The organism is Agrobacterium sp. 22-221-1, assembly GCF_053522445.1.
In genome coordinates, this window is sequence record NZ_JBNWCL010000014.1 from 94,957 (window position 1) to 118,910 (window position 23,954).

Sequence of the window (23,954 nt, forward strand, 5' to 3'; positions counted from 1 at the left end):
TTCTATTCGATGGGTCGGACGAGGGCGTCCGCGACGATTTGCGGAAAAGAGGCATTTGCGCGGAATTTTATTCCCGCAATATTGCTCATATTGAATTATCGTCTCTCTATCGTTTTAATGGAAAACCCTAGCATTGCTCCATATCGTGAACCGGCCAGAGGGGCTGGTGACAAGGAGATGAAATGCCAGCCATCACCCGCCGCGCGCTTTCCGCCAGCCTTTTTGTTGCCGCCGCATTCTCCGCCCTGCCGCTGCAGGCGCAGGCGGCGGAAGAGCTGAAGATCGGTTACCAGAAAACCGGCCTGCCGGTGATCGCCAGACAACAGGGCGTCATCGAAAAGGCGCTTGAGGCCAAGGGCGTGAAGGTTTCGTGGGTCGAATTCACCGCTGGTCCGCCGCTGGTGGAAGCCCTGAATGTCGGCTCCATCAATGTCGGCTGGACGGGGGATGCGCCGCCGATCTTCGGTCAGGCGGCCGGTTCCGCCATCGTTTATGTCGCGGCCCTTCCTTCGAATGGCAAGGGCGAAGCGATCTTCACCAAGCCCGAAAGCGGCATCAAGTCGGTTGCCGATCTCAAGGGCAAGAAGGTCGGCGTCGGCAAGGGCACCAGCGCGCATAATCTGCTGGTGGCGGCGCTGGAGAAGAGCGGCCTGAAATTCAGCGATATCGAGGTGGTCTATCTCAGCCCTGCCGATGCCGCGGCAGCTTTCGCCAGCGACAAGATCGACGCCTGGGCCGTCTGGGATCCCTTCTATGCGATTGCCGAAACCCGCTACAAGCCGGTCACTCTGGCCCGCACCAGCGATGTGCTCGCCGTCAGCACCTATTTCCTCGCCAATCGCGATTACGCCAAATCCAATGCGGATACCATCAACATTACCATCGATGCTCTGGGCGAGGCGGCGAAATGGTCTGCCGCCAACCGCGACAAGGTCGCCGCAGCTTTGCATGAAGTGACGGGCGTGCCGTTGGAAGCGCAGACGCTCGCCGCGAACCGCTCGGAATTCGGCATTACCAAGATCGATGACAAGATCGTCGCCAGCCAGCAGGAAACCGCTGACCGCTTTTATCGCCTCGGCCTGATCCCGAAACAGATCAGCATCAAGGATGCCGTCTGGTCGGGCGCGACGAACTGAGCAAGAGCCGGAGGGCATGCCATGAGCACCGGAAAGCGTATCGAGATTGGCGGCGTCACAGGCTGGCTGCTCCCCGCACTCATTCTTGCGGGCTGGGAGGCGGCAGCGCGTGCCGGTCTGATTTCCGCCAATGTGCTGCCTGCTCCTTCGGCTGTCGCGGAAGCCTTCTGGCGGCTTCTGCTCTCGGGTGAGCTTGTCGCCAATATCGGCGTCAGCTCCGCCCGCGCACTCGCCGGTTTCGCCATTGGCGGCTCCATCGGCTTCATTTTCGGCCTGGCCAATGGCCTCTCGAAATTCTCCCGCAGCTTCACCGATACGACGCTGCAGATGATCCGCAACATTCCGCATCTGGCGCTCATTCCGCTGGTCATCCTCTGGTTCGGCATCGATGAGGAGGCGAAGCTGTTCCTCGTCGCGCTTGGGGTGTTTTTCCCGATCTACATCAACACGCTGCTCGGCATTCAGGGTGTCGATCCGCAACTGGTGGAAATGGGCCGCACCTATGGCATGTCGCCCTTCACGCTGTTCCGGCGGGTCATTCTGCCCGGCGCGCTGCCCGCCATTTTCACCGGCCTGCGTTATGCGCTCGGCATCATGTGGCTGACGCTGATCGTCGCCGAAACCATCTCGTCCTCGTCCGGCCTTGGCTATATGGCCATGCAGGCGCGCGAGTTCCTGCTGATCGACGTCGTGGTACTGTCGATCCTCATCTATGCGCTTCTCGGCAAGCTGGCCGACAGTTTCGCCCGCTTCCTCGAAAGCATCTTCCTGCAATGGCATCCAGCCTTCAAGAAAGTCTGAGGTAACCCATGTCGACCGGCAATGTTACGACGCTGAGACGCCCGGATGCCCCGTCCTCCCTCCCGTCGCAGGGGAAAATCGAACAACGCGAGAAGACGACCGAAGGCAAGGTTGCCTTCAGCTTCCGCAATGTAGCGAAGAGCTTCGGCGACAAACCGGTTCTGCGCGGCATCAATCTCGATGTGCGAGAAGGCGAGTTTCTGGCCATCATCGGCAAGAGCGGCTGTGGTAAGAGCACGCTCCTGCGTATTCTGGCCGGCCTCGACACGCCGACCACCGGAACCGTCTCGAAAGATGCATCGAGCCGCACCCGCATGATGTTTCAGGAGCCGCGTCTTCTGCCGTGGGAACGTATCGCGAGCAACGTCTCCGTGGGGCTGACCGGCATCGCCAAGGGTGAGGCGGCGCAGGAGCAGGCGCTTACAATTCTCGACGAGGTGGGGCTGAAGGACCGGGCGGGTGAGTGGCCCTATGTGCTTTCCGGCGGCCAGAAGCAGCGCGTGGCGCTGGCGCGCGCGCTGGTGGCCCATCCGCAAATCCTGGCGCTGGATGAACCGCTCGGCGCGCTCGATGCGCTCACCCGCATTGAAATGCAGCTTCTGCTGGAGCGCATCTGGCGCAAGCAGAAATTCACCGCCGTTCTCGTCACCCATGATGTATCGGAGGCCGTGGCGCTTGCGGATCGCATCGTCGTCATCGATGAAGGGCGCATCGCGCTCGATCTCGATGTGAAACTGCCGCGGCCGCGCCGTCATGGCACGGCGGAATTCGCAAGGCTGGAAGAGCAGGTTCTGAACCAGCTCTTCGGCCGTGGCGACACCAACGGATAAGGCATGAACCGGCAGGGCCGAGACCCCGCCGGACGATATCATCAGCCAATGCTCATCAGGCTGGCATTGCCGCCGGCGGCCGTGGTATTGACGCTGACGGAAACCTCTTCGACCAGCCAGTCGAGAGTATAGGGCTGGCTTTCCCCGGAAAGCGCTTCCGTTGCCGCGGCCTGAACGAGAACCAGCGGGCCGGGCAGGGCGGCGATCTTTTCATTGACCGCCACGATACGCTGCGCATCGCCCTCGACCAGCGCGCTGGCGAAGGGACCGGACTTTGCCCAGTCGTCCGCCCAGACGATGCGCGAGGTCACGGTTGCCGGCAGTCCGTAAATGGATTTCTCCAGTCCCGAAGCATTGTCGATGACAACCGCGTTTCCGGTCGCGAGCGCTGCCGCAAGCTGGCGGTAAAGCCCCTGTTCGGTTGCCGGAACCAGCAGAACCTTTCCACGCGGATGCAGTGCATAGACATTGCGCTCGCCGACGGGACCGGCCAGCTCGGTTTCGAAGCCGAGGCCGGAAAGTGCCGCCGCCTGCCGTGCGGCTTCGGCCGCGACTGTCTCGCCGTTTTCATCCAGCCAGCGGGCGAGATCGACGGCGGCCTGATCCTGCTGGCTGGCAATGCGGTCGATCTTCGGTGCGGTTTGCGTCATACGGCCGAGATAGAGCGGCCCGCCGGCCTTTGGGCCGGTGCCGGAAAGGCCGCGTCCGCCAAAGGGCTGCACGCCGACCACCGCGCCGATGATGTTGCGGTTCACATAAAGATTGCCGGCCGCGACGCGGGACAGAACGTGCTGGATCGTATCGTCGAGACGGGTATGCAGGCCGAAGGTCAGGCCGTAACCGGTCGCGTTGATTTCATCGATCAGCCGGTCGAGATTGTCGCGCTTGAAGCGGATGACGTGCAGCACCGGGCCGAAGACTTCGCGCTTCAGATCGGCGAGCGATTTCATCTCGATGATTGTCGGCGGCACGAAGGTGCCCTTGCCGGTTTCGCCGGCAAGCGTGATCTGTTCGATGCGATGGCCGAGCCCGCGCATACCCTCGATATGTTTTTCGATGATGCCCTTCGCCTCGGCGGTAATGACGGGGCCGACATCGACGGAGAGCTTGTCGGTGCGGCCGATGCGCAATTCATGCAGTGCGCCTTTCAGCATGGTCAGCGTGCGGTCCGCCACATCTTCCTGCAGGCAGAGAATGCGCAGCGCCGAGCAGCGCTGGCCGGCGCTGTCGAAAGCGGATGCGATGACATCGGCGACGACCTGCTCGGCAAGTGCGGAAGAATCGACGATCATGGCGTTCTGGCCGCCGGTTTCGGCGATCAGCGGCACCGGCTGGCCATTGGCCAGAACCCGGCCGGCAAGCTGGCCCTGAATAAGCCGCGCCACTTCCGTCGAACCCGTGAACATCACGCCGGCTGTAAGGGGTGAGCCAACAAGTGCGGCACCCGTCTTGCCGTCGCCCGGCAGAAGCTGCACTGCATCCTGCGGCACGCCGGCCTCATGCAACAGGCGCACGCCCTGCGCCGCGATCAGCGGCGTTTCTTCGGCGGGCTTTGCCAGCACCGGATTGCCGGCAACCAGCGCCGCTGTCACCTGACCGATGAAAATGGCGAGCGGGAAGTTCCACGGGCTGATGCAGACGACCGGGCCGAGCGGCGTTTCGCCGGATTTGAAGTTCCTGCGGGCTTCCGCTGCGTAATAACGCAGGAAGTCGATGGCCTCGCGCACCTCGGCAATGGCGTTGGGCATGGATTTTCCCGCTTCGCGCATGACGAGGCCGAGCAGGGCGGGCATTTCGGCCTGCATCGCATCGGCGGCGCGCTCCAGGCAGGCGGCGCGTTCTTCCACCGGGGTGGAGGGCCAGCTTGAGGCCGCCGCCCGCTGCATTGCCGCTTCGACATCGGATTCGGTGGGCTCCGTCACATGGCCGACGATATCATTGTGGTCGCCGGGGTTGAGAACCGGGCGCGTGTTGCCCCCTGCCTGCGGCGCTGTGGCTTTCCATTCCGTCGCAGCACCTGCCTTCAGGGTTTTGTCCAGTGCTGTAAGCGTCGTTTCGCTGGAAAGATCGAGACCGGCGGAGTTTTTGCGTTCCGGGCCGAACAGGCCTTCGGGAGCGGCGATGCGGTCGTGACGTGCGCCGGGAACGGTATAGGCCTTGACGACGGCAACCGGGTCTTCCAGCAGGGAATCCACCGGCACGGATGGGTCGGCAATGCGGTTGACGAAGGAAGAGTTCGCACCGTTTTCCAGCAGGCGGCGGACGAGATAGGCGAGCAGCGTCTCATGGGTGCCGACGGGGGCATAGAAGCGGCAGGGGCGGTCGAGCTTCTTCTTGCCGACGACTTCGCTGTAAAGCGGTTCGCCCATGCCATGCAGGCACTGGAACTCATAGTCGCCGAGTTTGAAGCCGGGGCCGGCGAGATGGTAGATCGTCGCCATGGACTGCGCATTGTGGGTCGCAAATTGAGGGAACACCAGATCGCGTGCGGCGAGCAGCTTGCGGGCGCAGGCAATGTAGGAGACATCCGTGTGGACCTTGCGGGTGAAGACCGGAAAGTCTTCCAGCCCCTCCACCTGCGCGCGCTTGATTTCCGCGTCCCAATAGGCGCCCTTGACGAGACGCACCATGATGCGGCGGCCCGAACGGCGGGCGAGATCGATAATGTAATCCAGAACGAAGGGGCAGCGGCGGCCATAGGCCTGCACGACGAAACCGAGGCCGTTCCAGCCGGCGAGGTCCCTGTCGAGCGCCAGCTCTTCCAGAAGATCGAGCGACAGTTCCAGCCGGTCGGCTTCCTCCGCATCGATGTTGAGGCCGATATCGTATTTCTTGCTGAGCAGCATCAGGGATTTGACGCGCGGCAGCAGTTCCGCCATCACCCGTTCGGCCTGGGCGCGCGCATAGCGCGGATGCAGCGCCGAAAGCTTGATGGAAATGCCGGGACCGCCATAGATGCCGCGGCCGGCAGAGGCCTTGCCGATGGCGTGGATGGCGTTTTCGTAGTCCTTGTAATAACGCTCCGCATCTTTGGCGGTGGTCGCGGCTTCGCCCAGCATATCGTAGGAATATTGGAAGCCCTGTTCTTCCAGCGGCTTCGAACGCTTGATCGCTTCGCCGATGGTTTCGCCGGTCACAAACTGTTCGCCCATCATGCGCATGGCCATATCGACGCCACGGCGGATGACGGGTTCGCCGGCGCGGGCGATCAGCTTTGTCAGCGCCGCCGAAAGGCCGCTATCGTTTACCGTCGAGGTCAGCTTGCCGGTGATGACGAGACCCCAGGTGGCGGCGTTTACGAAAAGTGAGCGCCCGCCGCCAATATGGGACTTCCAGTCGCCGCGCGCGATCTTGTCGCGGATCAGTGCGTCGCGGGTAGCGGTGTCGGGAATGCGCAGCAGCGCTTCGGCAAGGCACATCAGCGCCACGCCCTCATGGCTGGAGAGCGAATATTCCTGCACCAGACCTTCGACGCCGGTGCCCTTGGTCTTGGCGCGCAATGCCTCGATCAGTTTGCGGGCCGTGTCGCGAATGGCTTTCGTCTCTTCCGCCGTCACCGTCGCCGCCTCGATCAGCGGCGCCAGGCATTCTTCCTCCGGGCGGCGATAGGCGGCGGTGATCGCCTTGCGCAGCAGGCTTTGCTCGCGCACCGGCGGCGCAAAATTCTGGAAGATACCGTTCGCCACTACACCGGCGTTGCTTGCACCATCGGCCATTCTGAAAATCCTGAAAACGCTGTTGAAGACAGACCTTCGGCGGCAGCGTGTCCTCCGCCCGCCGCTTGTCATCCTGTGGCAGACAATATCATCACCGCAGAAATTGCTATGGCCCTATTTTCAGGATAAAACAGGCAATATGAACTTTTATTTTTGAGATATGGCGTTAAATTACATGGCAAATAGTCAAAAAACAGACGATCTGGATCACTTCGATCTCAAGATTCTCGAGGCGCTGAGCGAAGACGGGCGCATGTCCGTGCTGCAGCTCTCGAAAAGGGTCGGTCTTTCCAAGACGCCCTGCCAGACGCGGCTGAAGCGGCTGGTGGATGAGGGCTATATTCTCGGCTTCCGCGCCATGCTCAATCCGCAGAAGCTCGGTGTCGATCACATCGCCTTCGCCGAGGTAAAGCTTTCCGATACGCGCGAAAAGGCGCTGGAGGAATTCAACGCGGCGGTGCGCAAGATCAAGGAAGTGGAGGAGTGCCACATGATCGCCGGCGCCTTCGATTATCTTCTGAAAGTGCGCACCAGCGACATCCGCAAGTATCGAAGGGTACTTGGCGAGAAAATCTCGAGCCTACCATCCGTCGCCAACACCTCGACCTTCGTGGTCATGCAATCGGTCAAGGAAACGGGTATCTGAAGGGGTAACACGAAGACAGTGGCAGGCGCGCGCTCGCCGTATCATCCGCACACCGTCACCCCGGACTAGATCCGGCATGACGGAGGAGAGGTTTGCGGCCTTTGTCATCGTTTTAACGGGCAGACGCAGGCCTGCCCGTTCGCCACTGTCCGAATTCAGCGCGCCGTGGCGGCGGCGGTGACCGCGCTCATCTGCGCGTCCGGGCCGAACTCGTTTTCGTTTTCGATGCCGAGCAATTCCTGCAGGCGCAGCCTTGCGCGGCTGACGCGGCTCTTGATGGTGCCGACAGGGCAACCGCAGATTTCGGCGGCTTCCTCGTAAGCAAAACCCGAGGCACCGATCAGCAGGATCGCTTCACGCTGGTCGTCCGGCAGTTTTGCCAGTGCTGCGCGGAAATCCTGGAGGTCGACCGAACCATGCTGTTCCGGCGGCACCGACAGGCGCGAGGTATAGACGCCGTCCGTATCCTGCACCTCACGGCCGGACTTGCGGATCTGGCTGTAGAACTCGTTGCGCAGGATCGTCACCAGCCACGCCCGCATATTGGTGCCCGGCTGGTAGCTGTCCTGTTTCGCCCATGCCTTCATGATCGTGTCCTGCACGAGGTCGTCGGCACGATCCCGCGAACGGATGAGCGAAATCGCGAAGGCGCGCAGGTTCGGCAGCGCCGCCAGCATTTCCCGTTTGAAATTGTATTCTGTCTGCTCCGGCTCTTTCGCCATCATTCCTCCGAAGCCTTCATTTTGGCTCTGCTTTCGGCTTCATCGAGTTTTTCGAGAAGGTCGAGGAATTTGTCAGGGATGCCTTCATCCTGAACGGCATCATAAAGCTCCCTGAGCTTACGGGAAATCACCGCCCGCCCGGAGTGTGGAACCTGGGGGGCGGCCGAATTGTCCGGCTGATCTTGGTCCGATTGAAATATGCTCATAACGTCCGGTATTCCTTTTGCGTCGTGGCAAAGAATGCGCCGTGAAAAAAATAGTTCCGGCGGTCCGGAACTTTTTTTGCAATGCGCACGTTGCTATCGTGGGTTTGCGTTGCAGACCGCATGAAAGGGGAGAATTCCATGTCAGTTTCTACACGCATCGCACCGCACCTGCCATATCTGCGCAGGTTCGCGCGTGCCGTTTGCGGCTCACAATCGACGGGCGATGCCTATGTTGCGGCAACACTCGAAGCTCTGATCGCCGATATCAGCATTTTTCCGCAGACAAGCAGCGATCGCGTTTCGCTTTATCAATTGTTCGTATCGATCTTTAGTTCCGTCACGATCAATATTAAGACCGACGAAAACCTGTCGGGATGGGAAAAACGCGCCTCGGCCAACCTCTCCGCCGTGCCGGCGCTGGCCCGTCAGGCATTCCTTTTGACGACGGTCGAAGAATTCACGCCTTCGGAAACCGCAGAGGTTCTGAAAGTCTCCGAGGATCAGGTCGGCAAGCTGATCGACGAGGCAGCGTCTGAAATCGCCCGGCAGGTGGCGACCGATATCATGATCATCGAGGACGAACCTCTGATCGCCATGGATATCGAGCAGATGGTCACCGATCTCGGCCACCGCGTCACGGGCATCGCCCGCACCCACACGGAAGCGCTCGATCTCTTCCATCGCACCCAGCCGAAGATGATACTTGCCGATATTCAGCTCGCCGATGGCAGTTCCGGTCTCGATGCGATGAAGGACATCCTGCAGATGACCACGCTGCCGGTAATCTTCATCACCGCCTTCCCCGAGCGTCTTCTGACGGGCGAGCGGCCGGAGCCGACATTCCTTGTGACGAAGCCGTTTAATCCGGACATGGTGAAAGCGCTTATCAGCCAGGCCCTGTTTTTCAACGAAAGCTCACGCGTCGCGGCGTGAATTTTGCCGAAACCGCAGGCTGACCGGGAACCACTCTGGTGCCCGGGCGTTGGCGGTTACGGTCGTGGGGCTGCCCCGCGGCTTTCTGCAAGGAGACGAATTTGCATCGGCTGGCATGGCATAACGCGGAGAGGGACGAAAGCGAACTTCACGATTCGCTCGTCCTCGCCTTGCTCGATTCGGGTGAGACAGTCATGCTGCAGGACTGGAACCGCGACTATATATTCGTGGCCAATCTGCCGGATGTCTGGAAACTTCCGGCCGATTCCCATCCGACCGATGAAAATCTGTTCGGTAACGACCTTTCCGCCAGGCTTGCCGAACTTAAAAAGGACATGAATACGGCCGGCAGCCGCGGCATGCTGGAAGTCAACGCCGGCAAGGACCGGGTTTTTCAGTTTCAGGTCCATTCCACCTTCAACCAGTCGAACCAGACGGTGCTGAAAACCACCATCCGGGAGGTAACGGCGGAAAGGCGGCGCGAGCAGCTTCTGCGCTCGCTGCTGCGCGAGGTCAGTCACCGTTCCAAGAATCTCCTGGCGATCATCCAGAGCCTTGCCGGCCAGACGGCCCGTTTCAGCCTGACCAAGGATGATTTCCTGCGTAAGTTCCGCGGCCGACTGCACGCTCTCGCCCAGAGTCAGGATCTCATCACGGATTCGGACTGGCGGGGCGCGCGCATATTCGAGTTGCTGCGCCAGCAATTCGATCTTTATGTGCCGGAATATCCGAACCTCATCCATATGGAAGGCGAAAACCTGCTGCTCAATCCGAATGGCGCGCTTTATATCGGGCTCGCCTTCCACGAGCTGGTCGTCAACACCGTCAGCCATAGCGGCAATCTTGCCTATCACCCGCCCATATCCCTGCAATGTCGTCAGGAGGGTGATTTTTATATCGTTGAATGGAATGAGCCGATGATGCCGTCGAAAGAGCCGGCGGAGACCCGGCGCGGCAGTTTCGGCAGCGTGGTGCTCGAAAAGGTGGTTCCGTCCGCATTGGGGGGAAGCGCCGAATACGAGTTGACGCCGGAGCGGATCGTCTACCGGCTGAAATTTCCGTCCGGCGACGGCGCGGATGCCTGAAATCGCGATATCGCGCGCAGCGCCGGGTTCCTCTTTCATTTCATGAAAACCAAAACAAAAAGCACGGCTCATGAAAGAGCCGTGCTATTTTTATGACAGGTTTTCAGGGGCGAAACCTGTTTATTTTCAGCCAAGCTTCAGGCGGGGACGGGGGAATTGCTTGGCCTGCAGTAAAAACACGCCCGACCGGATTCGGTTCCCAAAAAATGCGTTTTTTTTAACATTGTGCAAAATACCGGCCATTTTTGCCCCGGCTTTTTTGCCGTCTGCACGGCGGATAGGTCCGCAAGTCCCGGCCTCAATGCGCGCCTGTCTGTTCCGACCGTTTGGGCGTGAAGTAACGCATCGGCGCTTCCAGCGACCACTCGAAGCCGGATTCACGATATTCCGTCAGCACCTGGCCGCCGAAGGCGCCTTCCGCATGTCTTTTGATGACCGTGGTGCCGAAGCCTTTGCGGCTCGGTTCTCTGGCCGGCGGTCCGCCGGTTTCGGTCCAGACGAGATGGATCATCTGCCGCCCGTCTTTTTCAAGCGACTGCCAGCGCAGGGTAATTTTTCCCGATGGGACCGACAATGAGCCATATTTGATGGAATTCGTCGTCAGCTCATGGATCACCAGACCGAAATTCTGTGCCGCTTCCGGGGAAAGCATGAAATCGTCTCCCACCAGCACGATGCGCTGCGCCACGGTTCCGAAAACATCGAGGTGGGTCTCGATCAGCTTGCGGATCGGCAGACCCTGCCATTGAACCTCCGCCAGAGCCCGGATCGACATTCCAAGGCCGCGCAGGCGGTGATCGACCTCCTTTTGAAATTCCGGAATGCTTTTATTTTCGCGTCCCAATTGCCGTATCATCGCCTGAACCAGCGTCAGAATGTTCTTGGAGCGATGAACCAGCTCGTGCAGCAGCAGTTGCAGCCGCTCTTCCGACTGGCTTCTGTCGAAGGATGCGTTGGAGAGCGCGATGGCGACCTGGTTGGCCTCCTTTATCTTGGTATCGACGGGTGCGACGATCTCGCCTTCGCCGATGCGCTCGGCCATCAGGGTCAGGTCACGAATGGAGCTGCGCAATTGCCGGCCGACCAGATAGGCGCCGCCAATGGCAATCAGCACCAGCAGCAGGCTGCCGATCATCATCTGTCGCCAGGTGTCTATCAGCGCCGCCTGGCTTGCGGCGAGCGGACCCCACATCACCGTCTTCCATTGCCAGCCCGGCAATTGAGCATAGGCATAGAGATTACCCTTGCCGTCGAAAAAATTGCCGCTGAAGGCCTGCATTTCCGAAAGGACATCGGGGGTGACAAACGGCTTGCCCACTTCCGCCTCTTCGGGCGCGCTTGAGACGACAACGCGGTTGTTGCCGTCAATGATGGCGACCGCCCAGTTGCGCGGCAGGTTTTCCGTGGGGATGAGCCGGCTCAGGTCGCTGGTATTCTGCGTCAGGATCAGGGCGTCTCCGGCGGGGTCCAGGTCCGGGCCGAGCGGCATGGTGACGTTGAACACCCATTCCTTGCTGGTCGAGCCGAAAAACATGTCCGAGACGGTGATGCGGCGGGAGTCGATCGCCCTGGCCAGATTGGCTTCCGTTGGCACCTTGCCGAGCGGCTGGCCATAGGGCACGCGTGTATTGAGACGCTGCTGGCCATCTTTGGTGGCGAGAATGGCGTAGAGGCCTTCCCGCTTCAGACTGTCTGCGACGCGCCCCTGAAACGCGGCGAGGTTGCCGCTCTCGAGTTCCGGGAACTGCGACAGGAGATTGAGCGAGGTGGCGATTTCCTGCAGGCGGCGGTCGATGTTGCGGGAGACCACCCGCACATCCTCAATGGTTTCCCGTTGCAGGTCGTCGCGTTTTTCCGCCTCGAGGCGCAGCATCAGATAGCCGCCGAAAAGAATGAGCGGCAGGGTTATGACGGTAGCCATCACCACCAGATAGGTGCCGATGGAGGCGGTCGGGAAAAAATTCGCACTGCGCCGACGCAAAGCCGAGATCATGTCTTTCAGTCTGTCGCCGGGTCGAGGCATACAAAAAACTCCGGCAGTTATGGCATTGTTACGACACGGATAATACCGTGCCGTCCCCCTTTAGCAATGCCTGATTTTTACCTTCGGTTGTTGCGGCAGGTCACAATTGCACCGGCTCGGTTGAAAAAATCGGAACTATTTCAACGACCAACCCGTTTGCCAGACGAACCGGCCGAGAAGCGGACATGAAATTCATCACCGCCGGCCAGTTGAGAACGATGAAAGGAAGGTACGAAATGGCAAAGAAACTTACAATCCTCGTCACTGCCGCCCTCATGGGCACGACGGCTTTCGCGCCGCTGGCCATCGCTCAGGGCACCACCCAGCCTGCGCCGGCAAATCCGAGTGCGCAGACGGAGCCGGCAACCCCGCCTGCCACCCCGATGACGCCTGCCGCTCCCGCGACCAATGACAGCGCGGCGACAACGACAGGCGGCGCTTATCTCACCGAACAGGACGAAACGCAGGTCAGCGCCAACGATTATATCGGCAAGGCGGTCTATACCGCGGCCGATGAAAGCATCGGTAACGTCACCAACCTCATCATGGAAGAAGACGGTGGTCTGGTTGCGGCCGTGATCGGCGTCGGCGGCTTCCTGGGCATCGGCGCAAAGGACGTCGCTGTTCCCATGGACAAGGTAACGATGACGCGCAACGCGCAGGACGGCACCATCCGTCTGACAACGACCGAAACGGCGGAAACGCTGAAGGCCGCTCCCGAATTCAAGACACTGGAACAGAAGGCCAGCGAAAAGAATGCGGCAATGCCGGCGGCTCCCGACAGCACGACGACATCCGCCACCAAGCCCTAATTCCCATACCTGGGAGGCAGGAGCGGGACCGGCTTCAATCAGCTGTCCCGCGGGAGGCACCGGCCAACAGGCCGGTGTCTTTTTATGTTTGTTCGCCGGCTGTTCAATCCCCGGCATTGCGGGAGGAATGCCACGCCCAGGCGGATTTGATGATGTCCGACAGGGAATAACGCGGTTCCCAGCCGAGAACCTCCTTCGCCTTGTCGTTATTGGCGACGAGCGTCGTGGAATCGCCGTCGCGCCGCCCGGTATATTCAACGGGGAAGGGGCGGCCGGAAACGTCCGAAATCGCCGCCAGCAATTCCTTCACCGTGGTGCCGGTGCCGGTGCCGAGGTTGAGTTCGACGGTCTCCCCGCCGGCCAGCAGATAATCCACGGCTCGCACATGTGCATCGGCGAGATCGAGAATGTGGATATAGTCGCGCACGCAGGTGCCGTCGCGCGTGTCGTAATCCGTGCCGAACACCTTGAAGCCCTGACGCCGGCCGAGTGCGGCCTCGATGGCCAGCGGGATCGCGTGGGTTTCCGGCTTGTGCCATTCGCCGATGCGGCCTTCGAAATCCGCGCCGGCGGCATTGAAGTAGCGCAGCATCACCGAACGCAGCCCCTTATAGGTGCTGTAGTCCTTCAGCGCCTGTTCCACCACCCATTTGGTGCGGCCATAGGGGTTGATCGGCGCCTGCCGGTGCGTTTCGTCGATCGGCACCTGTTCCGGCAATCCGTAAGTTGCGCAGGTGGACGAAAAAACGAAGGCCGTGACGCCTGCATCGATGGCGGCGGAGAGCAGGTTGAGCGAGCCGATGACATTGTTGTCGTAGAAAGCCACGGGCTGCTTGACGGATTCGCCGACTTCGATCAGCGCGGCGAAATGCAGAACGGCTTCCGGCCGGTGTTTAGCGAAGACTTCGTCCAGTCGCGCCCGGTCGCGAATATCGCCCTGTTCGAAGGGTCCCCAGCGGACGAATTCCTCATGCCCGTTGGACAGATTGTCGAAAACGACCGGTTCATATCCTCGCTCAGACAGGAGAAGGCAGGTGTGCGAACCGATATAGCCGGCACCGCCGACGACAAGGACTTTCTTCTTCATCAATTGCCTTTCAGAAAATTACGGACGCGCCGAGACTGCCCGAGACTGTATGTCACTTTGTTCAAATAAGGGCGGCGTGGCGGGTAACGCCATCAACCAGTCTATCCTTCGCGGGTAACATAAAAAAAACCGCGTATCCATCGTCTGGACGCGCGGTTTGCCTTATCGTGTCGCCAAGAAATTACTTGGACTTTTTCGTATTGACCCTCGTGGCCAGGAAACCGGCCGCGACGGCCACGGCGAGCGTCGCATAGGGACGTGCCTGGATCGCCAGCGTGAGCAGCGATTGCAGGGCGAGCGGCGCTGCGGCAAGCGGCGCCGCCGTCAAAGGCGCGACAGCGGGACGTGCGGCATAGACCCTCGGACGTTTGACGATCGCCAGTGCCACCAGCATGATGACGCCGAGCAGGAACGCGGTCCCGGCGACGACGAGCGCCGCAGGGCCTGCACCCACATGCCGGGCAAGATAGATGGACCCCGCCACCACGGCGGCGATGAAGGCGATCAGAAAAAATATCCCGGTCAGAACCGACAGGATTATGGTCGCGCGCAATCGCCGTGTAACGACGCGCCCCTCGCGCTGGGTCTCCCCCAGATAGACCAGCAATGCCTCAAGCATGAGCGCGGCCTTATCGACGCGTCAGGAGGGCGAGCACGAAACCGACGCCGACGGCGATGCCGAGGGACTGGAGCGGGTTCTTCTGGACGTGGTCGGTGAGGTTGTCGTTGAGCGTGGAGATTTCATTGCGAACGCTGTCGGCCATTTCGCCGGATGCGGTAAGCGCGTCATCGGCCACACGGGCGGCCTGCGCCTTCAGCTCATGCGAAGCGCCGACGCCGAGCGCCTTCACGCTCTTGGCAAGACTAGCCAGATCTTCGCGAAGCTGGGCGAGCTGCGCTGCCACATCGGCCGCATCGCCGTTTTCGAGGGATTGCTGGATCTTGTCGCTGACGCTGCTACGCACGCTTGCCATAGGGGAGGTCCTTCCTGAACATCATTGATGAGGACGATGATACATCACCGCCGTCCGTGAAGCTTCGTTTCGGCGGCCGAAACACCCGCCTGTCCGTCAGTCAAACGCGCCGATGCCGGCTTGGTTCCGCAACGGGACGGGTTTTCTTGATGGCACTTCGGCTCGGGGGCGATTTTCGAGGAATTCGGTGCCGGACATTTGTTTTCCTGTCACAAGCATCCTATAAGGCCCATCATCGAGACGTACCTTGACTTCAATCAATATGTGAAACGACATGCTCCAGACGCCCTATTACCTCATCGACAAGACAAAACTTCTTCGCAACATGGAGAAGATTGCCTATGTGCGGGAAAAATCCGGCGCCAAGGCGCTCTTGGCGCTGAAGTGCTTCGCCACATGGTCGGTGTTCGATTTCATGTCGCAATATATGGACGGCACCACCTCGTCCTCGCTTTATGAAGTCCGTCTCGGCCGCGAGAAATTCGGCGGCGAGACCCATGCCTATTCCGTCGCCTATGCCGACTATGAAATCGACGAGGTGATTGCGAATGCGGACAAGATAATCTTCAATTCCATCGGTCAGCTCGAGCGTTTCTCCGACAAGGCTTCTGGCATTACGCGCGGTCTGCGCCTCAACCCGCAGGTCAGCTCTTCGAGCTTCGATCTTGCCGATCCTGCGCGTCCGTTCAGCCGTCTCGGCGAATGGGACGTTGCCAAGGTCGACAAGGTCATGGACCGCATTTCCGGCTTCATGATCCACAATAATTGCGAAAACAGCGATTTTTCCCTGTTCGACCGCATGTTGACGCAGATCGAGGAGAAATTCGGATCGCTTCTGTCGCGTGCGGAATGGGTCAGCCTCGGCGGCGGCATTCATTTCACCGGCGACAATTATCCGCTCGACCAGTTCTGCGACCGCTTGGCGGCCTTCTCGGAAAAATACGGCGTGCAGGTCTATCTGGAGCCGGGCGAAGCCTCGATCACCAGAAGCACGACGCTCGAGGTGACTGTTCTCGACACGCTGTTCAACGGCAAGAACCTCGCCATCGTCGACAGCTCCATCGAAGCGCATATGCTCGATCTGCTGATCTACCGCGAAACCGCCAAGGTGTCGCCGAACGAGGGCGAGCATCCCTACATGGTCTGCGGCAAATCCTGCCTTGCGGGCGATATTTTCGGCGACTTCCGCTTCGACAAGGAATTGAAGGTCGGCGACCGCATCTCCTTCCAGGATGCGGCCGGCTACACCATGGTCAAGAAGAACTGGTTCAACGGCGTGAAGATGCCGACCATCGCCATCAAGGAACTGGACGGCACCGTTCGCGCCGTTCGTGAATTCGACTTTGCCGATTTCGAGCAAAGCCTGTCTTAAACCCTGTTTTTAACATGAAACGAAGCTCATCCCTGCGGGGAAAAGGAGGCATCACCTGAAATGAAGAAGAACGTTCTGATCATCGGCGCCGGTGGCGTAGCACAGGTCGTGGCGCATAAATGCGCCCAGAACAGCGATGTATTGGGAGACATTCATATTGCGTCACGGACTTTGGGAAAGTGCCGCAAGATTGTCGAGTCCGTACGCGAAAAGAAGAGCCTCAAGACAGATGTGAAACTTGAGGCCCATGCGCTTGACGCGATGGATATCGAGGCGACGAAAGCCTTGATCAGGAAAACCGGCGTGGAAATCGTCATCAACGTCGGTTCGGCTTTCGTCAACATGTCCGTTCTTCGTGCCTGCATGGACACGGGTGTTGCCTATATGGATACGGCGATCCACGAGGATCCGACCAAGATTTGCGAGACGCCGCCGTGGTACGGAAACTACGAGTGGAAGCGCGCGGAAGAGTGCAAGGAAAAGGGCATTACCGCCATTCTCGGCGTCGGCTTCGATCCGGGCGTGGTGAACGCCTATGCGCGTCTCGCCAAGGATGATTATTTCGACAAGGTCACCTCGGTCGATATCGTCGATATCAATGCCGGCAGCCACGGTCGCTGGTTCTCGACCAACTTCGATCCGGAAATCAATTTCCGCGAATTCACCGGCGTTGTCTATTCTTGGCAAAAGGGTGAGTGGCAGACGAACCAGATGTTCGAAGTCGGCCAGGAATTCGACCTGCCGGTCGTCGGCAAGCAGAAGGCCTATATGACCGGCCATGACGAAGTGCATTCGCTGTCCAAGAACATGGACGGCGCCGATGTGCGCTTCTGGATGGGTTTCGGCGATCACTATATCAACGTCTTCACGGTGCTGAAGAACCTCGGCCTTCTGTCCGAAAAGCCGGTCAAGACCGCCGAAGGTCTCGAAGTCGTGCCGCTGAAGGTGGTCAAGGCCGTGCTGCCCGATCCGTCTTCGCTGGCGCCCGATTACGTCGGCAAGACCTGCATCGGCGATATCGTCAAGGGCATCAAGGACGGCAAGGAACGCGAAGTCTTCATCTACAACGTGGCCGACCATAAGGAAGCCTATGAAGAAGTCGGCTCGCAGGGCATTTCCTACACCGCCGGCGTTCCGCCGGTCGCCGCTGCCATGCTCATCGCCACTGGCGAATGGGACGTGAAGCAGATGGCCAATGTGGAAGAACTGCCGCCGAAGCCGTTCCTGAACATCCTGAACAAGATCGGCCTTCCGAACCGCATCAAGGACGAGAACGGCGACCGCGCGCTGGAATTCTAACCGCAGCATTCTTGACGGATAGAAACAGAAAAGCCCCGCGAAAGCGGGGCTTTTTTCTTGGCTATACAGCTTATCTGTCCGCGCGAGACGCAAAACGGGTGTAGCGCAAATCGATGGAAAGATGAGTCTTACCAGCTACGCGGCGTCATCCTCGGCCCTGTGCCGAGGATCCAATCACGTTGAATGGAATTAACAGGTCGCAGATCCTCGGGACAAGCCCGAGGATGACGTCGAGAGCAGGTATGTCTGCCGTCGTCAGTCACAGAGTTGCCCTCAGCTCTTCGTCGGCTTCGGCCCGCGCTTTTCGAAGGGCTTGTCCTTCTTGCCCTCGTATTTCGGCTTGTCGCCGAAGGGCTTTTTCTTCTTCCAGGGCTTGTCGTCGCCCTTGCGGTCATCGCGGGGGCCGCTCGCATTGTCCGATTTGCTGAATTTCCGCTGCGCCTTTGCCGGGCGCGTGTCTTCGCGGAAACCGCCGGTCATTTCCGGCTTGCCTTCCAGCGCCTTCAGACGGATGCCCTTTTCGAGCGTCATGTCCTTGCCGATGGCGGAGGTGAAACGGTCGACGGCATCGGCCGCCAGTTCCACGAAAGTTTCCGTCTGCTGCATGCGGATCGCGCCGATATCCTGGCGGGTGATCTTGCCGAAACGGCAGAGCATCGGGATGAGCCAGCGCGGTTCGGCGCTCTGCTTGCGGCCTACGGACAGCGAAAACCAGGCGCTGTCGGCGAAATCGGAGCGTTCGCGGCGCGGCGCATTGTTTTCGACCGTTTCGAAACTGTCGCGGCGCGGCTTGCGATTGTTGTCGAGCGAGACTTCAGCGATGTCTTCGGGCGCGGAACGTCCGGCGTGGTACAGGCGAACGAAAGCGGCGGCGACCTTTTCCGCGCCATGCTGCTCCAGAAGCTTGGTGACGAAATCGCGTTCGTCCTCGGCCACGGCCTCGGTCAGCGACGGGTCGGCAAGAAGCCGGGCGCCATCGCGCTCGACGATCTCTTCGGCCGAAGGCGGGCGAACCCATGCCGGGCTGACCTTGGCGCCTTCCAGCAGGCGCTCTGCCTTGCGGCGCTGGTTGATCGGCACCACGATGGCGCTGACGCCCTTCTGACCGGCGCGGCCGGTGCGGCCGGAGCGGTGCAGAAGCGTTTCGGAATTGGTCGGCAGGTCGGCGTGGATGACGAGTTCGAGACCCGGCAGGTCGATACCGCGGGCGGCAACGTCGGTCGCCACACAGACGCGGGCGCGGCCGTCGCGCATGGCCTGCAGCGCATGGGTGCGTTCGTTCTGGGTCAGTTCGCCGGAAAGGGCCACGACGGCAAAGCCGCGATTGTTCAGGCGGGCGGTCAGGTGGTTCACGGCTGCTCGGGTGGAGCAGAAGACGATGGCGTTGCGGGCTTCATAAAAGCGCAGCGCATTGATGATGGCGTTCTCGCGGTCGGCCGGCGTCACCAGCATGGCGCGGTATTCGATATCGACATGCTGCTTCTGTTCGGAAGCGGTGGCGATGCGCACGGCGTTCTTCTGGTAGCTTTCCGCAAGCTTGGCGATGCTGCGCGGAACGGTGGCCGAGAACATCAGCGTGCGGCGGGTTTCCGGCGATTCTTCCAGAATGAATTCCAGATCTTCACGGAAACCGAGATCAAGCATTTCGTCGGCTTCATCCAGCACCACGGCGCGGATGGACGACAGATCGAGCGCGCCGCGCTTGATGTGGTCGCAAAGACGCCCAGGTGTGCCGACGACGATGTGAGCGCCGCGTTCGAGCGCCCGGCGCTCGTTGCGCACATCCATGCCACCGACGCAGGAGGCAATCGAGACGCCGGCGAATTCATAGAGCCACTCCAGCTCGCGCTTGACCTGCATGGCCAGTTCGCGGGTCGGCGCGATGGCGAGCGCCAAGGGTGCGGAAGCCTGACCGAAGCGGCCGTTCTCCGGCAGAAGCGTCGGCGCCAGTGCAATGCCGAAGGCAACGGTCTTGCCGGAACCGGTCTGTGCGGAAACCAGCGCATCCTTGTCGGCCAGTTCGGGTGCAAGCATGGCCTGCTGCACGGGGGTCAAATCTTTATAGCCGCGTTTTTCCAACGCCTGCGCGATCGCCGGGGCGATACCCTGGGTGTCTGTCATCTACCGTCTTTCGGATATGAAGCCGCCCGCATCCGCCCGAAACCAATAGGACCTAAAGTCTCCGGGGCAGCCGATACAGGCCATTTCGGCCATCTGGCCGGTTGCATTGCCGCGCTCATACTGCGAATGGGCCGGTTTGTACAGTGCACTGCGGTACGCTCTTTTGCGGGTGCTTTATCCCGTCGACGTTTTCATCCCGCCATTGTTCCGGAGCGATGCTGCGAAAAAGGCGTACCGCATGGTTCATAAACGGCATTGCGTGCCCCCCGCCTTTTCGCTAAGAGACCCGCAACTTGAGGCTCTTTGTCAGGAAGAGCCGACTGGGTTTGTTCTTGTCCGTCCGCTCTTTGAACGAGCCGGCGGGAAAATGGGATGGTACTGGTCAAGGCTATGGCTCGCATTGTCATGAAATTCGGCGGCACGTCCGTCGCGAACCTCGAACGCATTCACAATGTCGCACGGCATGTGAAACGCGAAGTGGATGCCGGCCATGAAGTGGCCGTGGTCGTTTCCGCCATGTCCGGCAAAACCAATGAGCTGGTGGACTGGGTGCAGAACGCAGCAAAGGTGGCCGGCGCCAACGCCGCCTCCTTTTTCGATGCGCGCGAATATGACGCGGTCGTCGCATCCGGCGAACAGGTGACATCGGGTCTCCTGGCGATCACGCTGCAATCCATGGGCATCAATGCGCGCTCCTGGCAGGGCTGGCAGATCCCGATCCGCACCGACAATGCGCATGGCGCCGCCCGCATTCTCGAAATCGACGGTTCGGATATCATCCATCGCATGGGTGAAGGGCAGGTCGCCGTTGTCGCCGGTTTCCAGGGCATCGGCCCGGACAACCGCATCGCGACGCTTGGCCGCGGCGGTTCGGATACGTCCGCCGTTGCAATTGCCGCCGCCGTCAAGGCGGATCGTTGCGACATCTATACCGATGTCGACGGCGTTTATACGACCGATCCGCGCATCGAGCCCAAGGCTCGCCGCATGAAGAAGATCGCCTTCGAGGAAATGCTCGAAATGGCGTCTCTCGGCGCGAAGGTTCTGCAGGTTCGCTCGGTCGAGCTTGCCATGGTACACAAGGTGCGCACCTTCGTTCGCTCCAGTTTCGAGGATCCCGATGCGCCGGGCATGGGCGACCTCATCAACCCGCCCGGTACTTTGATTTGTGACGAGGATGAAATCGTGGAACAGGAAGTCGTAACCGGCATCGCCTATGCCAAGGATGAAGCACAGATCTCGCTGCGCCGCGTGGCCGACCGTCCGGGCGTTTCCGCCGCGATCTTCGGGCCGCTCGCCGAAGCCCATATCAACGTCGACATGATCGTGCAGAACATCTCCGAAGACGGTTCGCGCACCGACATGACCTTCACCGTTCCTTCGGGCGACGTTGCCAAGGCGATCAAGCTTCTGGAAGACAACAAGGCCCAGATCGGCTTCGATGTTGCGCAGAACGAGACCGGTCTCGCCAAGGTTTCGGTCATCGGTATCGGCATGCGCAGCCACGCCGGCGTTGCCGCAAGCGCGTTCAAGGCGCTTGCCGAGAAGAACATCAACATCAAGGCGATCACCACCTCCGAGATCAAGATTTCGATCCTGATCGACGGCGCCTATGCCGAACTTGCGGTTCGCACTTTGCATTCCGCCTACGGTCTCGATAAGAGCTAAGCCGAGACATCGGTTCCCGATGCTCCGATTCTTCGGAGTTGCGTTCTTCCGATGTGGCGTTTCATGAAAGCGTGTCCCTTGCGGGACGCGCTTCTCGCGCTATAAATTTTTAAATGACCTTTTGATTCTCGAATATTATGACATTCGGATCGGAAGTGTCGGGGAGCAAACGCGATGAGAGACCTTTCCGCAGGTCCGCGCGTCCTGCTCAAGCGGCTGCGCGAAATGATGGCGGAGCACCTTGAACCGCAGGACCGTCTGGACCAGATCGTCCGTCAGATTGCCAGCAACATGGTGGCGGAGGTTTGCTCGGTCTATGTGCTGCGCTCCGACAGCGTGCTCGAGCTTTACGCTACCGAAGGTCTGAACAAGGATGCCGTGCATCTTGCCCAGCTGAAAATGGGGCAAGGTCTTGTCGGCACCATCGCCGCTTCCGCCCAACCTCTCAATCTCTCCGATGCGCAGGCGCATCCCGCTTTCCGCTATCTTCCTGAAACCGGTGAGGAAATTTATCATTCCTTCCTCGGCGTGCCGATTTTGCGTTCCGGTCGCACTCTTGGCGTTCTTGTGGTCCAGAACAAGGCCAGCCGAACATACCGGGAGGATGAAGTGGAAGCGCTTGAGACAACCGCGATGCTCATTGCCGAAATAGTGGCGAGCGGCGAGTTGAAGAAGATCACCCGCCCCGGGGTGGAGCTGGATCTGACGCGCGCCGTTTCCATCGATGGTGACGGCTATGGCGAAGGCATCGGTCTTGGCCACGTCGTGTTGCACGATCCGCGCATCGTCGTCACCAATCTGCTCAATGAAGATGCCGATACGGAAATCCGGCGTCTTGCCGATGCCATCGGCTCGCTGCGTCTCTCCATCGACGACATGCTGCAGCGTCGCGATGTGCCGACCGAGGGTGAGCACCGCGAGGTTCTGGAAACCTACCGCATGTTCGCCCACGATCAGGGCTGGGTGCGGCGCATGGAAGAGGCGATCCGCAACGGCCTGACGGCGGAAGCGGCGGTCGAGAAGGTGCAGAGCGACACCAAGGCGCGCATGATGCGCCTGACCGATCCTTATCTTCGCGAGCGCATGCATGATTTCGACGATCTCGCCAATCGGCTGCTGCGGCAGTTGATCGGTTTCGGCGGTCGTGGGCCGGAGCAGGACTTCCCGCTCGACGCCATCGTTCTGGCGCGCGCCATGGGTGCTGCCGAACTGCTCGATTACCCGCGCGAAAAACTGCGTGGTCTGGTGCTCGAAGACGGCGCGGTGACGAGCCATGTCGTCATCGTCGCGCGCGCCATGGGCATTCCGATCATCGGGCAGGCGACCGGTATCGTCGCTCTGGCGGAAAACAACGATCCCATCATTATCGATGGCGATGACGGTCAGGTGCATCTGCGCCCGATGTCGGATTTGCAGCGTGCCTATGAAGAAAAGGTGCGCCTGCGCGCCAAGCGGCAGGAGCAGTTCCGCGCGCTGCGCAATGTCGAGCCGATCACCAAGGATGGCCAGAAGGTCAATCTGAAGATGAATGCGGGCCTTTTGGTGGACCTGCCGCAGCTCGACGAATCCGGCGCCGACGGCATTGGCCTGTTCCGCACCGAGCTGCAATTCATGATCGCCTCCAACATGCCGAAGGGCGAGGAGCAGGAGGCGTTCTACCGCTCCGTTCTGCGGCAGGCGAAGGGCAAGAGCGTCACCTTCCGCACGCTCGATATCGGCGGCGACAAGGTCGTTTCTTATATGCGCGGTCAGGAAGAGGAAAACCCGGCGCTGGGCTGGCGGGCGATCCGCCTGTCGCTCGACCGGCCGGGCCTGATGCGCACGCAGATGCGTGCGCTGCTGCGCGCCGCCTCGGGTGCCGAGCTGCGCATGATGCTGCCGATGGTGACGGAAGTGTCGGAAATCCGTGCCGCTCGCGACCTTTTGCAGAAGGAAGTGCAGCATCTTTCGAAATTCAGCCATGCGCTGCCGAAAAAGCTGCAATTCGGCGCCATGCTGGAAGTGCCATCGCTGATGTGGCAGCTCGATGAGCTGATGCAGGAGGTGGATTTCGTCTCCGTCGGTTCGAACGACCTGTTCCAGTTCTCGATGGCGGTCGATCGCGGCAATGCGCGTGTTTCGGATCGTTTCGATAATCTCGGCAAGCCGTTCCTGCGCATTCTGCGCGATATCGTCCGTGCCGGCGAGAGGCACCACACCTCGGTCACGCTATGTGGCGAAATGGCGGGCAAGCCGCTTTCGGCCATGGCTTTGATCGGCCTCGGCTTCCGTTCTGTTTCCATGTCGCCGACGGCCATCGGTCCGGTCAAGGCCATGCTGCTCGGGCTCGATGCCGCGCGCCTGGCCGAAGAGCTGAACGCGGCGCTGGACGACCATAATTCGCTGGAAAGCGCGCGCGAGGTGTTGTTACGCTTTGCCGCGACGCATTCCATTCCCATCTAGAGCATTTCCAGGAAAAGTGGACCCCGGTTTTCCGTCCGGAAATGCGTTAAAGCAAAAAGTTAGAGCGTTTTCGCGTTTCGA

The 23,954-nt window shown here is 60.3% G+C and carries 19 protein-coding genes; 11 read left to right on the forward strand and 8 right to left on the reverse strand.

Translation table 11 applies throughout. From position 1 onward, the window contains the following. The first annotated feature begins 182 nt into the window (after positions 1-182). The 3 genes from ACQZ5N_RS19785 to ACQZ5N_RS19795 are packed head-to-tail and all read left to right on the forward strand — an operon-like array spanning position 183 to position 2,767. The gene (locus ACQZ5N_RS19785) at positions 183-1,136 is read left to right on the forward strand and encodes an aliphatic sulfonate ABC transporter substrate-binding protein (protein ID WP_448733878.1); all 954 of its coding nucleotides are present in this window, start codon (positions 183-185) and stop codon (positions 1,134-1,136) included. A 21-nt stretch (positions 1,137-1,157) separates the two neighbouring features. Beyond that, positions 1,158-1,937, forward strand: a complete 780-nt coding sequence (locus ACQZ5N_RS19790; protein ID WP_448733879.1) for an ABC transporter permease subunit — start codon at positions 1,158-1,160, stop codon at positions 1,935-1,937. Positions 1,938-1,945: 8 nt separating this feature from the next. Beyond that, positions 1,946-2,767, forward strand: coding sequence for an ABC transporter ATP-binding protein (locus ACQZ5N_RS19795; protein ID WP_448733880.1), 822 nt, complete (start codon positions 1,946-1,948; stop codon positions 2,765-2,767). 41 nt (positions 2,768-2,808) lie between these two features. Here the strand turns inward: ACQZ5N_RS19795 and putA are convergent, their stop codons facing one another. Beyond that, positions 2,809-6,483, reverse strand: a complete 3,675-nt coding sequence (putA, locus tag ACQZ5N_RS19800; protein ID WP_448733881.1) for a trifunctional transcriptional regulator/proline dehydrogenase/L-glutamate gamma-semialdehyde dehydrogenase — start codon at positions 6,481-6,483, stop codon at positions 2,809-2,811. A gap of 175 nt (positions 6,484-6,658) precedes the next feature. Between putA and ACQZ5N_RS19805 the strand changes: the two genes are divergently transcribed. After that, a complete protein-coding gene (locus tag ACQZ5N_RS19805; RefSeq protein ID WP_003522526.1) occupies positions 6,659-7,129 on the forward strand; it encodes an Lrp/AsnC ligand binding domain-containing protein in 471 nt (156 codons plus the stop codon). 155 nt (positions 7,130-7,284) lie between these two features. On the opposite strand, the gene ACQZ5N_RS19810 is transcribed toward ACQZ5N_RS19805, so the two are convergent. Together ACQZ5N_RS19810 and ACQZ5N_RS19815 are read right to left on the reverse strand one after the other, a co-directional pair. Continuing rightward, complete coding sequence (locus tag ACQZ5N_RS19810) at positions 7,285-7,851, reverse strand: RNA polymerase sigma factor (RefSeq protein ID WP_003508744.1); 567 nt, start codon at positions 7,849-7,851, stop codon at positions 7,285-7,287. Then, positions 7,851-8,057: a NepR family anti-sigma factor gene (locus ACQZ5N_RS19815; RefSeq protein WP_003522527.1), complete on the reverse strand. Its 207-nt coding sequence runs from the start codon at positions 8,055-8,057 to the stop codon at positions 7,851-7,853. The genes ACQZ5N_RS19810 and ACQZ5N_RS19815 overlap by 1 nt, the downstream gene beginning before the upstream one ends. A gap of 138 nt (positions 8,058-8,195) precedes the next feature. On the opposite strand from ACQZ5N_RS19815, the gene ACQZ5N_RS19820 reads away from it, so the two are divergent. Then, the gene (locus ACQZ5N_RS19820; RefSeq protein ID WP_003522529.1) at positions 8,196-8,990 is read left to right on the forward strand and encodes a response regulator; all 795 of its coding nucleotides are present in this window, start codon (positions 8,196-8,198) and stop codon (positions 8,988-8,990) included. A gap of 101 nt (positions 8,991-9,091) precedes the next feature. Continuing rightward, positions 9,092-10,075 (forward strand): sensor histidine kinase, encoded by a 984-nt coding sequence (locus ACQZ5N_RS19825; protein WP_020811597.1) that lies wholly within the window; start codon positions 9,092-9,094, stop codon positions 10,073-10,075. A 298-nt stretch (positions 10,076-10,373) separates the two neighbouring features. On the opposite strand, the gene ACQZ5N_RS19830 is transcribed toward ACQZ5N_RS19825, so the two are convergent. Next, positions 10,374-12,098 carry a sensor histidine kinase gene (locus ACQZ5N_RS19830; RefSeq protein WP_448733882.1) on the reverse strand — a complete coding sequence of 575 codons (1,725 nt, stop codon included), beginning with the start codon at positions 12,096-12,098 and terminating at the stop codon, positions 10,374-10,376. Positions 12,099-12,334: 236 nt separating this feature from the next. Between ACQZ5N_RS19830 and ACQZ5N_RS19835 the strand changes: the two genes are divergently transcribed. Next, positions 12,335-12,910, forward strand: a complete 576-nt coding sequence (locus ACQZ5N_RS19835; protein WP_448733883.1) for a PRC-barrel domain-containing protein — start codon at positions 12,335-12,337, stop codon at positions 12,908-12,910. Positions 12,911-13,013: 103 nt separating this feature from the next. Here ACQZ5N_RS19835 and galE read toward each other — a convergent pair whose 3' ends face one another. The 3 genes from galE to ACQZ5N_RS19850 all read right to left on the reverse strand — a co-directional run bounded on the left by galE (position 13,014) and on the right by ACQZ5N_RS19850 (position 14,971). Continuing rightward, positions 13,014-13,997 (reverse strand): UDP-glucose 4-epimerase GalE, encoded by a 984-nt coding sequence (gene galE / locus ACQZ5N_RS19840; RefSeq protein ID WP_035239308.1) that lies wholly within the window; start codon positions 13,995-13,997, stop codon positions 13,014-13,016. Positions 13,998-14,178: 181 nt separating this feature from the next. Beyond that, entirely contained in the window at positions 14,179-14,616 is a 438-nt protein-coding gene (locus ACQZ5N_RS19845; RefSeq protein ID WP_003508754.1) for a hypothetical protein, read from the reverse strand. A gap of 10 nt (positions 14,617-14,626) precedes the next feature. Next, positions 14,627-14,971: a DUF883 family protein gene (locus ACQZ5N_RS19850; RefSeq protein ID WP_003522534.1), complete on the reverse strand. Its 345-nt coding sequence runs from the start codon at positions 14,969-14,971 to the stop codon at positions 14,627-14,629. A gap of 274 nt (positions 14,972-15,245) precedes the next feature. Here ACQZ5N_RS19850 and nspC point away from each other — a divergent pair, with 274 nt between their 5' ends. Both nspC and ACQZ5N_RS19860 read left to right on the forward strand, forming a co-directional pair. Next, entirely contained in the window at positions 15,246-16,343 is a 1,098-nt protein-coding gene (nspC, locus tag ACQZ5N_RS19855) for a carboxynorspermidine decarboxylase (RefSeq protein WP_448733884.1), read from the forward strand. A 60-nt stretch (positions 16,344-16,403) separates the two neighbouring features. Then, positions 16,404-17,642 (forward strand): saccharopine dehydrogenase family protein, encoded by a 1,239-nt coding sequence (locus tag ACQZ5N_RS19860; protein WP_269829422.1) that lies wholly within the window; start codon positions 16,404-16,406, stop codon positions 17,640-17,642. Positions 17,643-17,915: 273 nt separating this feature from the next. On the opposite strand, the gene ACQZ5N_RS19865 is transcribed toward ACQZ5N_RS19860, so the two are convergent. Next, positions 17,916-19,763 (reverse strand): DEAD/DEAH box helicase, encoded by a 1,848-nt coding sequence (locus ACQZ5N_RS19865; RefSeq protein WP_448733885.1) that lies wholly within the window; start codon positions 19,761-19,763, stop codon positions 17,916-17,918. Positions 19,764-20,153: 390 nt separating this feature from the next. On the opposite strand from ACQZ5N_RS19865, the gene ACQZ5N_RS19870 reads away from it, so the two are divergent. Beyond that, entirely contained in the window at positions 20,154-21,431 is a 1,278-nt protein-coding gene (locus ACQZ5N_RS19870) for an aspartate kinase (RefSeq protein ID WP_003522538.1), read from the forward strand. A 174-nt stretch (positions 21,432-21,605) separates the two neighbouring features. Next, complete coding sequence (gene ptsP / locus ACQZ5N_RS19875) at positions 21,606-23,873, forward strand: phosphoenolpyruvate--protein phosphotransferase (protein WP_059756808.1); 2,268 nt, start codon at positions 21,606-21,608, stop codon at positions 23,871-23,873. Positions 23,874-23,954 lie beyond the last annotated feature (81 nt).